The organism is Sphingopyxis sp. C-1, assembly GCF_001047015.1.
In the GTDB taxonomy this organism is placed as follows: domain Bacteria; phylum Pseudomonadota; class Alphaproteobacteria; order Sphingomonadales; family Sphingomonadaceae; genus Sphingopyxis.
The window spans coordinates 829,079-841,113 of the sequence record NZ_BBRO01000002.1; the positions used below are offsets into that span (position 1 = coordinate 829,079).

General features: G+C 64.4%; 13 protein-coding genes and 1 riboswitch. Of the genes, 6 read left to right on the top strand and 7 right to left on the bottom strand.

Annotated features, from left to right (window positions below):
* Positions 1-2: 2 nt before the first annotated feature.
* The 5 genes from SC1_RS18560 (at position 3) to SC1_RS18580 (ending at position 5,439) form a co-directional block, all read left to right on the top strand.
* Complete coding sequence (locus SC1_RS18560; RefSeq protein WP_193749222.1) at positions 3-1,049, top strand: glycerophosphodiester phosphodiesterase family protein; 1,047 nt, start codon at positions 3-5, stop codon at positions 1,047-1,049.
* A gap of 76 nt (positions 1,050-1,125) precedes the next feature.
* A complete protein-coding gene (locus SC1_RS18565; RefSeq protein WP_062185854.1) occupies positions 1,126-1,416 on the top strand; it encodes a GIY-YIG nuclease family protein in 291 nt (96 codons plus the stop codon).
* A gap of 159 nt (positions 1,417-1,575) precedes the next feature.
* Positions 1,576-4,476 carry an isoleucine--tRNA ligase gene (ileS, locus tag SC1_RS18570; protein WP_238586779.1) on the top strand — a complete coding sequence of 967 codons (2,901 nt, stop codon included), beginning with the start codon at positions 1,576-1,578 and terminating at the stop codon, positions 4,474-4,476.
* Positions 4,473-4,994, top strand: coding sequence for a signal peptidase II (gene lspA / locus SC1_RS18575; RefSeq protein WP_062185856.1), 522 nt, complete (start codon positions 4,473-4,475; stop codon positions 4,992-4,994). The genes ileS and lspA overlap by 4 nt, the downstream gene beginning before the upstream one ends.
* Before the next feature lie 25 nt (positions 4,995-5,019).
* A complete protein-coding gene (locus SC1_RS18580) occupies positions 5,020-5,439 on the top strand; it encodes a DUF3035 domain-containing protein (protein ID WP_062185858.1) in 420 nt (139 codons plus the stop codon).
* A 13-nt stretch (positions 5,440-5,452) separates the two neighbouring features.
* Here the strand turns inward: SC1_RS18580 and SC1_RS18585 are convergent, their stop codons facing one another.
* The 4 genes from SC1_RS18585 to SC1_RS18600 are packed head-to-tail and all read right to left on the bottom strand — an operon-like array spanning position 5,453 to position 8,754.
* Positions 5,453-6,118, bottom strand: coding sequence for a hypothetical protein (locus SC1_RS18585; RefSeq protein ID WP_062185861.1), 666 nt, complete (start codon positions 6,116-6,118; stop codon positions 5,453-5,455).
* Complete coding sequence (locus tag SC1_RS18590) at positions 6,115-6,528, bottom strand: hypothetical protein (RefSeq protein WP_062185863.1); 414 nt, start codon at positions 6,526-6,528, stop codon at positions 6,115-6,117. Before SC1_RS18590 ends, SC1_RS18585 begins: the two co-directional genes overlap by 4 nt.
* Positions 6,525-8,453 (bottom strand): 1-deoxy-D-xylulose-5-phosphate synthase, encoded by a 1,929-nt coding sequence (gene dxs, locus SC1_RS18595; RefSeq protein ID WP_062185865.1) that lies wholly within the window; start codon positions 8,451-8,453, stop codon positions 6,525-6,527. The genes SC1_RS18590 and dxs overlap by 4 nt, the downstream gene beginning before the upstream one ends.
* Positions 8,454-8,499: 46 nt before the next feature.
* Positions 8,500-8,754, bottom strand: a complete 255-nt coding sequence (locus tag SC1_RS18600) for a hypothetical protein (protein ID WP_062185867.1) — start codon at positions 8,752-8,754, stop codon at positions 8,500-8,502.
* 188 nt (positions 8,755-8,942) lie between these two features.
* Between SC1_RS18600 and SC1_RS18605 the strand changes: the two genes are divergently transcribed.
* A complete protein-coding gene (locus SC1_RS18605; protein WP_193749224.1) occupies positions 8,943-9,959 on the top strand; it encodes a MipA/OmpV family protein in 1,017 nt (338 codons plus the stop codon).
* Between the two features lie 204 nt (positions 9,960-10,163).
* Here SC1_RS18605 and SC1_RS18610 read toward each other — a convergent pair whose 3' ends face one another.
* The 3 genes from SC1_RS18610 to SC1_RS18620 all read right to left on the bottom strand — a co-directional run bounded on the left by SC1_RS18610 (position 10,164) and on the right by SC1_RS18620 (position 11,803).
* A complete protein-coding gene (locus tag SC1_RS18610) occupies positions 10,164-10,568 on the bottom strand; it encodes a GFA family protein (RefSeq protein ID WP_062185871.1) in 405 nt (134 codons plus the stop codon).
* A gap of 83 nt (positions 10,569-10,651) precedes the next feature.
* Positions 10,652-11,347 (bottom strand): YafY family protein, encoded by a 696-nt coding sequence (locus SC1_RS18615; RefSeq protein WP_062185873.1) that lies wholly within the window; start codon positions 11,345-11,347, stop codon positions 10,652-10,654.
* Between the two features lie 15 nt (positions 11,348-11,362).
* Positions 11,363-11,803, bottom strand: a complete 441-nt coding sequence (locus SC1_RS18620) for a DUF6265 family protein (protein ID WP_062185876.1) — start codon at positions 11,801-11,803, stop codon at positions 11,363-11,365.
* Positions 11,804-11,882: 79 nt separating this feature from the next.
* Positions 11,883-11,994, top strand: a riboswitch (TPP riboswitch).
* Positions 11,995-12,035: the final 41 nt, after the last annotated feature.

The following is a 12,035-nucleotide window of genomic DNA, read 5'->3' on the forward strand; positions in this document are numbered from 1 at the left end:
TGATGACCGACAGCGACGATTGGGCATCAGCCCTCGAAGGCCCGCCGAAAAAGCCGATGAAGCGCCGCACGAAGATTCTGCTATGGGTCTTTGCCGCGATCGTCGCCTGGTTCACTCTCTCGAACGCCAGTTTCCTCGCCCCCGACCCCGCGGGCAAACCAAAGCTCATCGCGCACCGCGGCGTCTATCATCTCTATGACAAGCGCGCCGCGGCGGGCCGCGACACCTGCACCGCCGCGCACGCGCTCCCGCCAAGCCACGACGTGTTCGAAAACACCCCCGAATCGATGCGCTGGGCAGTCGGGCTCGGCGCGGCGATGGTCGAGGTCGACGTCGCGCCGACGAAGGACGGGCGCATGGTCCTTTTCCACGACTGGACCGTCGACTGCCGAACCGACGGCAAGGGCGAGACGCGCGACCTGACGCTGGCCGAGTTGAAAGCGCTCGACATCGGCTATGGTTATACCGCCGACGGCGGCCAGACCTTCCCGCTGCGCGGCAAGGGTGTCGGCAAGATGCCGACGGTCGAGGAAGGCCTCGCCGCGCTGCCCGTCCACCCGATCCTCTTCAACTTCAAGTCGAACTACGCCGCCGAGGCCGAGCAGCTTTTTACGATCCTGAAGGCCGCGGGCCGCGACAGCCGGAATATCGGCGATGCCTTCTATGGCGGCGAACGCCCCGTGAAGCGGATGCGGCAGTTGCTGCCCGCCAATTGGTCATTCGACCTGAAAGACGGCGCGAAAGCCTGCACCAAAGATTATGTCACCTATGGCTGGACAGGTATCGTCCCCGAAAGCTGCCGGAACGGCGTGATCGCGATCCCGATCAACTATCAATGGGCCTTTTGGGGCTGGCCCGACCGGCTGATCGCACGGATGGACAGCGTCGGCGCGCGCGTCATCGTGCTCGGCCCGCATGAAAGCGGCAAGTCGAACGAGGGTCTCACGACACCGCAACAACTCGCGAAAGTGCCCGCCAGCTTCAACGGCTATATCTGGGTCGAAGATATCCGCGAGGTAGGGCCGGCACTGCGTCCGCGGCAGAAATAGCCCCGCTCCTCTGAGGTTTGGGTCAGATTGGACCCAATTGTTCCCCGGCGAAAGCCGGGGCCCAGTATGACGGGTCATGTTGAAACAAGGCTACGTCTATATCCTCACCAACAAGCGCAACGGCACGCTCTACATCGGCGTGACCAGCAACCTGCCGCAACGCATCTGGCAACACCTCACAGGAACGGTCGAAGGCTTTGCCAAAACATACGGCCTCCGCACGCTCGTCTGGTTCGAACATTTCGACGACCTTCAGGACGCGCGCCGCCGCGAACTTCAGATGAAAGGATGGAAGCGCGCATGGAAGATCGAGCTGATCGAAACGCTAAATCCTGACTGGCGTGATCTGTCTGCAAATCTTGTTTGACGCCGCATGGGCCCCGGCTTTCGCCGGGGAACAGAAAATGCGCTTACCCCTTCATGTTCCCCGGCGAAGGCCGGGGCCCACGCGCCACAAACCGACTTCGAAAGGGAGCAACCACTTAAAAGGTGAAAATCTCCTTTTGTTACGCTAAGCGCCGCGACCATGACTGACACGCCCTCCATCGCAGAACAGCGCGACTATCGCGACACCGTCTTCCTGCCCAAGACCGACTTTCCGATGAAAGCCGGCCTGCCGCAGAAGGAACCGCTGATTCTGGCCAAATGGATCGAGGGCAATCTGGAAGGGCAGATCCGCGAAAGCCGCAAGGGCCGCGACCAGTTCATCCTCCACGACGGCCCGCCCTATGCCAATGGCGACATGCATATCGGCCATGCGCTCAACCATATCTTGAAGGACATGGTCGTCCGCACGCAAACGCTGAAGGGCAAGGACGCGCCCTACGTCCCCGGCTGGGACTGCCACGGTCTGCCGATCGAGTGGAAGGTCGAGGAGCAATATCGCAAGAAAAAGCTCAACAAGGACGAGGTTCCGGTCGAGGAGTTCCGCGCCGAATGCCGCGCCTATGCGCAGCATTGGGTCGACACCCAGCGCGAACAGCTCAAGCGCCTCGGCATCGGCGGCGACTGGGATCATCCGTATCTGACGATGGATTATGAGGCCGAGGCCACGATCGTGCGCGAACTGCTGAAGTTCGCCGCGAACGACATGCTCTATCGCGGAGCCAAGCCGGTGATGTGGTCGCCGGTCGAAAAGACCGCGCTCGCCGAAGCCGAAGTCGAATATGAGGATATCGTCTCGACGCAGATCGACGTCGCGTTCGAGATCGTCGAAAGCCCGATCAAGGAACTGGTCGGCGCCTATGCCGTCATCTGGACGACCACGCCGTGGACGATCCCAGTCAATCAGGCTTTGGCCTATGGGCCGGAAGTAGAATATGTTCTGGTCGGCGAACATGGTGGCGCCAAATATCTTGTGGCGAAACCGCTCCTACTCTCGGGCGCACTTTACAGCCGATTCTTGAACCAAGATTCGACCGAGATTTTTTGGCAGGGCAAAGGCACCGACCTCGCCGGCACCATCGCCCGCCACCCGATGCACGCGCTCGGCGACTTCTTCGCGCGCCCGCGTCCCTTCCTCGCGGGCGATTTCGTCACCACCGACAGCGGCACCGGGCTCGTCCATATGTCGCCCGACCATGGCGAAGATGACTTCGACCTGTGCAAGGCGAACGGCATCGACCCCGTTTTCGCGGTCGAGGGCGACGGCAAATATCGCGCCGACTGGGGCTGGCTCGGCGGTCAGGGGTCGGTAATCAACCCCAAGTTCAACGCCCCCGACGGCCCGATCTGCACCGACCTGCGCGAGGCCGGCGCGCTGCTCGCCGCCAGCGCCGATTACAAGCACAGCTATCCGCATAGCTGGCGCTCGAAAGCCAAGGTCATCTATCGCTGCACGCCGCAATGGTTCGTGCCGATGGACAAGGTCATGACACATATCGAGCCCAAGACCCCGCGCGAAAAGCGCTGGGAGAATGAGGGCGGCGCGCTCAACCCGCACGAGGAAGATCTCTGCGACGCGCCGACGCTGCGTCAGGCGGCGATGCAGGCGATCGACGACACGCGTTTCGTCCCCGCAAAGGGCCGCAACCGCATCGGATCGATGGTCGAGGGCCGCCCCGACTGGGTGCTCAGCCGCCAGCGCGCGTGGGGCGTGCCGATCACGCTCTTCGTCGATCGCAAGACCGGGCAATATCTGAACGACCCCGCCGTCAACGACCGCATCGTCGCGGCGGTGAAGGCGGGCGGCGTCGACGCGTGGAACGACGCGCGCGCGCAGGAATATCTCGGCGATCAATATGACGCCGCGAACTACGAACGCATCGTCGACATTCTCGACGTCTGGTTCGACTCGGGCTGCACCCACGCCTTCGTTCTGGAAAGCGGCCGCTGGCCCGCGCTCGTCCGCCACGACGGCGGCACGCACAGCGCCGACCTCTATCTGGAGGGCAGCGACCAGCATCGCGGCTGGTTCCAGTCGTCGCTGCTCGAAAGCTGCGGCACGCGCGGCCAGGCGCCGTACAAGGCGGTGCTGACGCACGGCTTCACGATGGACAGCAAGGGTTTCAAACAGTCGAAGTCGCTCGGCAACACGACCGATCCCGTCAAGGTGATGGAAACCAACGGCGCCGACATCATCCGGCTGTGGGCACTCAGCGTCGACTTCACCGAGGACCATCGCATCGGCGACGAGATACTGAAAGGCGTTGCCGACCAGTATCGCAAGCTGCGCAACACCTTCCGCTACCTGCTCGGCGCGCTCGACGGGTTCAGCGAAGAGGAACGCATCACCGACGTCGCGGCGATGCCCGAGCTTGAGCGCTATATGCTCTCGCTGCTGGCCGACCTCGACGCCAAGATGCATCGGGCGGTCGATGATTTCGACTTCAACGGCTACACGCGCCTGCTCGCCGATTTCTGCAACGAGGATCTGTCGGCCTTCTATTTCGACATCCGCAAGGACGTCCTCTATTGCGACCTCGGCCCTGCAGCACCGCTCGGCACCGACACGCGCCGCGCCTATCGCAGCGTGCTCGACATCCTGTTCCACGCGCTCGTCCGCTACGCGACCCCGGTGCTGGTGTTCACGGCCGAGGAAGTGTGGGGTACGCGCTATCCCGAAGCCGGTTCGGTCCATTTGCTCGAATGGCCGAGCGTCGACGCCGCATGGAACGACGCCGCGCTCGCGACCAAATGGGCGGGCGTCCGCACCCAGCGCGAGGCCGTGACCGAGGCGATCGAGCCCTATCGCCGCGAAAAGACGATCCGTTCGAGCCTTGAGGCCGAAGTCACGATCCCCGATCCGACGCTCGATCCCGCGGCGCTCGAGGAAATCTTCATCGTGTCGGTCGCACGCGCCGGGGACGAACTCGCGGTCACCCGCACCGAAAACCACAAATGCGGCCGCTGCTGGCGCCACCTGCCCGAGGTGACCGAGGACGGCGCCTTGTGCAATCGCTGCGACACGGTATTGACCGCGGCATGAGCAGAACCCGTTCCCCCTATCTGCGCTTCGGCCTGATTTTCGCCGCCGTCGCCTTCATCCTCGACCAGATCACCAAATGGGTCGTGACGGTGCCGCTGTCGCTGGAACCCAAGGGGCAGATTGAAATCACCAGCTTCTTCAACCTGACCTGGGCGGAAAATTGCGGGATTTCGCTGTCGATGTTCGCCAGTTGCACCGACACGACGCGCTGGACGCTCGTCGCGGTGACGGGGATCGTCGCCGCCGCAGTCGCCTTCTGGATGACGCGCGAGCAGGCGAAGGGCGATGTGATCGCGCTCGCGATGATCCTCGGCGGCGCGCTCGGCAATATCGTCGACCGCGTGCGTTTCGGCTATGTCGTCGACTTCGCCGACCTGCACATCGGCGATTTCCGTCCCTTCATGATCTTCAACGTCGCCGATGCGTGCATCACGCTCGGCGTGCTTTTGCTGGTTGCGCGCGCGCTGCTCTTGGGCGAAAAGGCCGCGAACACGGACGGTCAGCCGTCCGCCGATTAACGGGGCGCATTGGGAGTATAGTAAAGTGAACCGGACCACCGCCATCTTGGCCGCCTCGATCCTCGCCACGACGCTGTCGGCCTGTGGGTCGAACAGCCTGTTCAGCCGCGACCGCCCCGACGAAATGATGGTGTCGCGTCAGGCGCCGCTCGTCGTGCCGCCCGATTTCGCGCTGACCCCGCCGGCGCCTGGCACCGCGCGCCCCGGCGGCGAATCGACCGCCGAACAGACGCTCCGCGCCCTCTTCGGCGGCCCGTCGCAGCGTAGCGCAAGCGAAACGCAGATCATCGGCAGCGCCGACGGCGCACGTTCCGACCCGGGCATCCGCAGCCAGATCGGCAGCCCCGACACGCAGGTTGTCGACAAGGGCCTCGTCGTCCGTGACATCCTCGCCGCGCCCGAAGGCGACGGCCGCGACGCATCGGCGGCAATCCCGACCAGCTAGGCGGCGCTTCGGCTCAAAAGAGCCACGCCAGAAACGCCACCGCAATCAGGCTTTCGATCATCGCCCGCGAGGCATGACCGAAGGCCTTGAGCGCGCCCGCGCGCAAATGCTGGCGGAACCATAATATCTGCAAGGTTCCGAACCACAGCAGCGCGAACAGATAAAGCCCCGCGCCTGTCAGCACCGACCATGTATGCGCAAGGCGGATCAGCACCTCGGACAATCCGCTCATCAAAGCGAGCGGCGCCGCGACATAGCATTGCGCGTAAAAGGGCCCGCGCAGCGTCTCGCGGTCGAGCGGTTTGCGTTTCGCGCGCAGCAGCCGCGCCGCGAGCACCAGCGGAAACAGGCTAAAGGTCGCGGTGCGCAGCAGAATCAGGCTCGAATCGTCGCTGATAAGTGCGCTGAGGCCCACCTTGCTTCCGATTTCCTCCGCCTGCCCAACGAGCGACAGCTCGATTCCGTGCCCGATGATCAGGGTCAACAGCAGGAACAGCGGCGGCGCGAGCGTGTCGGTATATTGCTTGTCCTCGGCATCATGCTGCTCGAGATCCGAATAATCCATCATCTTCAGCGGCCGCACCAGCGTGCGCCACAAAGTGACCGGGTAAAAGATCAGCCACGACATCACCTCGTACAGCAACTCGTCGAGCGACTTTAAGAGGTTGAAGAAGTTCATGCCGACGCCTCTGCGCGGCGGCGTCCCTCGGCGAGCCACAGGGCAAAGCTGCGCACTGTCGTCGGGCGCCCTTCTTCCCACGCCGGCCATGCCCGCCAGTCGTAGCCCCGCTGCTGGCAAAAGCGTTCAAGCCAGTCCTGCGGCTCCTCGGGATCGATCGGAAGACTGTTCAGAAAATCGTCGTCGGGGTGCGGCGTCGCCGGCGACCAATAGTCGGCGAACTCCTCCCACAAATATCGCGCAATATCAGGATCGGAGACCTCCGTGACGGCCGACAGGAATTCAGCCTCGCTGAGATTGGGCCGCGACGCCGCGAGCTTCGCAGCCTGGCTTCGCCAACGGCGCGCCAATATCGCCCATAACAGCAGGAACAGTCCGACGCAGCCAGCGGCGAACCACCAGCCGCTCAAGCCCGCACGCCTGCTTCCTCGACGCCCGCGCTATTGTGTCGCAGCGCTTTCAGCACGGTATCGACGATCTGTGGCGCGTTGAGCCCTGCCTCGTCATATTGCAGCTCGGGTTTGTCCTGATCCTGAAAAACGTCGGGCAAGCGCATCGTCCGCAGCTTCAGCCCCGCGTCGATCAACCCCTCGTCGCTCGCCAGCGTCAGCACATGCGCGCCGAGCCCGCCGACGCTATTCTCCTCGATCGTCACGCAGACTTCATGGCCGCTAAGCGTCTTGCGGATCAGTTCCTCGTCGAGCGGCTTGGCGAACCGCAGGTCGATCACGCTCGTCGACAGCCCGCGCGCTTCCAGCGTATCGGCCGCTTTCAGCGCCTCCGCCAAACGCGTGCCGAGCGACAGGATCGCGACGGTCTTGCCCGAACGCACGACGCGCCCCTTGCCGATCTCGAGCTTCTGCGGAACCGTCGGCAATGCCACCCCGGTGCCGTTGCCGCGCGGATAACGAAAGGCGATCGGCCCATCGTCATATTCGGCGGCGGTATAGGTCATATGGACCAGTTCGGCCTCGTCAGCCGCCGCCATCACGACGAAATTGGGGAGCGTCGCCAGATAGGTGACGTCGAACGACCCCGCGTGCGTCGATCCATCAGCGCCGACGAGCCCCGCGCGGTCGATCGCAAAGCGCACCGGCAAATTCTGGATCGCGACATCATGCACGACCTGATCATAGGCGCGCTGGAGGAAGGTCGAATAAATCGCCGCGAACGGACGCATCCCCTGCGCGGCAAGCCCCGCCGCAAACGTCACCGCATGCTGCTCGGCAATCCCGACGTCGAACGTCCGGTCGGGATGCGCCTTGGCGAATTTGTCGACGCCCGTCCCCGACGGCATGGCCGCCGTGATCGCGACGATGCGCTTGTCGGTCTCGGCGAGTTTCGCCAGCGTCTCGCCAAAGACATTCTGATACGCTGGCGGTCCCGGCGGCGCCTTCGCCTGTTCGCCGGTGATCACATCGAATTTCTGCACGCCATGATATTTGTCGGCGGCGGCTTCGGCGGGGGCATAGCCCTTGCCCTTCACCGTCACCGCATGGATCAGCACCGGGCCATGGTCGCTGTCGCGCACATTCTCCAGCACCGGGATCAGATGCTCCAGATTATGCCCGTCGATCGGCCCGACATAATAAAAGCCCAGCTCTTCAAAGAGCGTCCCGCCCATCGCCATGCCGCGCGCATATTCGTCGGTCTTCTTCGCCGCCTTGTGCAGCGGTTCGGGCAGCTTGCGCGCAAAGCGCCGCGCAATCTCGCGCAGCTCGATGAACGGCCGCGACGACACGAGTTTCGCCAGATAGGCCGAGAGCCCGCCGACGGGCGGCGCGATCGACATGTCATTGTCATTGAGGATCACGATCAGCCGGTTGCCCGCCGCGGCGGCATTGTTCATCGCCTCATAGGCCATGCCCGCCGACATCGACCCGTCGCCGATCACCGCGATCGCGCGCCCGGGCTCGTCCTTCAGCTTGTTCGCGATCGCAAAGCCCAGCGCCGCGCTGATCGAGGTCGACGAATGCGCCGCACCGAACGGGTCATACTCGCTCTCGCTGCGCTTGGTGAAACCGCTGAGGCCGCCGCCGGTGCGAAGGGTGCGAATCCGGTCGCGGCGCCCCGTAATGATCTTGTGCGGATAGCATTGATGCCCGACGTCCCACACGATCTTGTCGCGCGGCGTGTCGAACACATAATGGAGCGCGGTCGTCAGCTCGACGACGCCAAGTCCCGAGCCGAGATGACCCCCGGTGGTGCCCACGGCCGAGATCATCTCGGCGCGCAGCTCGTCAGCGAACTGGCGGAGGTCTTCGGGCTTCAGCTTGCGGAGGTCAGCGGGGACATCCACCGTGTCGAGCAGCGGCGTATGCGGACGATCAGTCATCGCGCCGTCATACTGCCAAGCGGATGGGGTGTCGAACGAAAAGGGATCAGTCGCCAGCGCCCCCTTCGCTCACTTCCTCGCTCTCTTTCTCGCGGCCCTTTGCCGCATCGACCTGCGCATAAAGCCCGCGCACCATCAGGTCGGTGAACACCAGCATCACCCCGACCATGCCGAGGAACAATGCGACCGCGACGGCGGGGAGCGGTCCGACGCTGTCGACGCCCTCCTTCTTCATCGCGGCCGCAAGCACCGCCGCGGCGGCCATGAAGGCATAGCCGATCAAGCGGGGAATGCGGCTCATGACGCTGCGCCCGCTCGGGAACCAATGGCGATGTGGGGGAATATGAAAGCGATGAAGGCGCGCTGGTGCATGAAAGTCACATGCGGCCAAATGCATCCTTCGGCAAGACGAAGCCGTTGCAACGGCAGAATGTTTACTTACACCCCCGTAAAGAGGGGCAAGACCATAGGATGTTTAAGCGGATGACCATGCCCGATTTGACCCAGCTCTTCCGCATCACCCGCCCAGCGCACCTCCTCCCGCTCCTCGCCGCCTTCGCTTTCGCCGCGCCCGCCGCTGCTGAAGACGCACCATTGCCCTACGAAATCACCGTCACCACCCCCGACACCGGCCTCGCGACCGGGATCGACGACGAACCCGCGCGCTTCCTCCAGAACACCGATATCGACGAGAATATCCTGCTTCCCGGCGCGCGCACCGACGATGACGAGGGCGAGCGCAAATGGTCGCGCGATTATTTCGCGGTTGCCGCGGGCGTGCTCAACACGCCCGACTATAATGGCTCGGACGACCGCCGCTTCCTGCCCGCCTTTTACCTGCGCGGGCGGATCAGCGGCTTTTCCTTTTCGACGCGCGGCACCAATCTCCAGGTCGACCTGATCCGCCACCGCCGGGGGCAAAAGGTTGACTGGAAATTCGGCCCGATCGTCAGCCTGCGCGGCGATCGCACCGGCAGCGTCAAGGATCCGCAGGTCGACCTGCTCCCCGACCGCAAGATGGCGATCGAGGCCGGCTTCTTCACGGGCGTCACCAAGACCGGCGTGGTCACCAGCGCCTACGACCAGATCGGCTTTCGCCTGGTTGCCACCAAGGATGTTTCGGGCCGCCACGGCAGTTGGGCCGCGTCGCCGACGATCGACTACGGCACTCCGCTTTCGAAACGCGCCTATATCGGTGTGTCGGCGTCGGTGAATTTCTACGGCAAGGGGTTCGGCCGCTATTATTACGACATCGACCCCGTCGGCAGCGCCGCGAGCGGTCTTCCGGTCTATTCGCGCGCGGGGACCAAGGCGACCGCGGGCAAATATACGCTCGGTATGGCGGGCGCCTATGCGCTCTCGGGCGACCTTCGCAAAGGCTTCGTCTTGATCGGCGGCGCCCAATATGGCCGCCTCATCTCACGCTTCGCCGACTCGCCGATCGTGAAGGACGCGGGCAGCGTCGACCAATGGCTTTTCGGCGGCGGGCTGGCGTACCAGTTCTGACGGTTTTCGACCGGTTGCGGACCTCCCCACCCTCGTCACCCCGGACTTGATCCGGGGTCCCGCTTGAGGCCGAAGTCAGTGAGCGCGTCAAAAAGCGGGATCCCGGATCAAGCCCGGGATGACGAAGTGGGGTGACGCAACGTCCGCTCCCCACCCCCAACCCGCCACTCCGCAACCCGGCTTCGGATGCGCCTCGGCACCCGATCACATATGCGCGGTGACCGCAGGCGGGTTCCACCAATTATTGCCCGCTCCATCCATATGTGTCACCGGCAACGCTGCCATCTCGGCAGGGGTCAGATCGTCGAGGCATGCGATCGACACCGAATAATAAGCGCCGCCGATCTCCTCGACATAGCCATGGCCGAACGACGACACGCCGCACGTCTTGCAGAAGACATGATGCGCGCTCCCCGATCCGAACACATATTCCTCCAGCGCCGCGGGATCGGTCAGCAGGCGAAAGGCGTCGGGCTTGATCTGCGCGCTCCAGTTCCGCTTCTTGGTGCAGATCGAGCAATTGCATTTGCCCGTTCCTGCCTCGAGGTCGATATCGGCCTCGAACTTGACGGCGCCGCAGTGGCACGAACCATGGTGGGTCTTCAGCATCCTAAAATCCTCCGGTCTGACGGGCGCCGCAGGCCGGCGCCTCTCACCCGAGGAGGATTAGCCCACCCCCCTGACAGATCATGTCAGGAGGCGGCGTCATATCCGTTCCGTCGCCACCAATCGGCCATCAGCACCGCCCGCCGTCGCCCGAAACCCTCGTCGCCGATCCGCGCCGCGCCGATCCGGTCGATGCGGAAACTGCGAAAGTCCTGTCGCAGCAGGCACCAGGCGGCGATGACCTGCTTATCCTCGAAATAGGCGAGCGCCGCGGGCCAGATCGCACGCTCGCTCGCCATGCCCTTCTCGTCGGCATAATCGATGTGCAGCGTCTTTTCCGCCCGCATCGCCGCGCGCACGGTTGCGAGCAGCGGCGCATTGCTCTCGCGCCAGCGGCTGTTCACCGGCCACAGCCCCGACTCGTCGATCCGCTGCTTGAGTTCGTCGGGACTCGCTGCCGCGATCTTCGCAAGCGCCAGCCCTGCCGCGCGCGACAGCGATCCGTCCTGCCGCCCCTCGACCCAGCGCGCGCCGAGCACCAGCGCCTCCAGTTCATCGGCAGTGAACATCAGCGGCGGCAGGAAAAAGCCGGGGCGCAGCATATAGCCGACCCCCGCCTCGCCCTCGATCGGCGCGCCCAGCGCGATCAGCGCCTGGATATCGCGATACAGCGTGCGCACCGACACGCCCTGCTCCTCCGCCAGCGCCTCGGCGGTCACCGGCCGCCGCCGCCGGCGCAAGCCGTCGATGATCGCAAAGAGCCGCCCCGTCTTGTCCGCCATGATGCTCCGCTTCGCTCAGTGCCGTCGATAGGTCCAGCGACGCGCCTTCGCCCCGTCGATCGCCGAAATCGTCGCGGTCAGCGTGTCGCCGGTGCGGGCATAGGCGATGCGCTGCGGATAATCATGCGCGGCATTCTCAAAGGTCGCGCTCGCCCCCTCCAGCCGGACCAGCCGGAACGCCACCGGTGCCCCGCCCTGCGGCATCGCGATATAGGCGAGCGCGCCATCCGCGCCGCGCGCGATGCGGATGAACTCAAACTCGCGCAGCATGTCGCCGCGCCCCGACCGGCTGTACCCGATCATCATCCCGCCGCGCGGCGGTGCCCAGCTTTCCTCGGTCCAGCGCCCGTCCGCATCGCTCACCCAGTCGCCCGCGAGCCAGCCGAGATCCTCGACGCGCGCCGCGGGGCTCGCCGCGACGAGCAACAGCGCCAAAGCCGCCGCGATCATCCGCATGAATTTCTCCCTCTCCGCCCTTTACCATCGTCCCATCGCCATCATCAATGGACAGCGCCGCCACCGCCCCCTATAACCCGCACCATCCCCGGGGAGCCGCGTCTGTGATGGCCGGTTGAGAGCGGAATATACCGCGACCCGTTGAACCTGATCCGGTTAATACCGGCGGAGGGAGGGTCGGTATTCCATACGCGGAATCCCCGTCTTCGCTCCGATAACAACGGAGCGACTG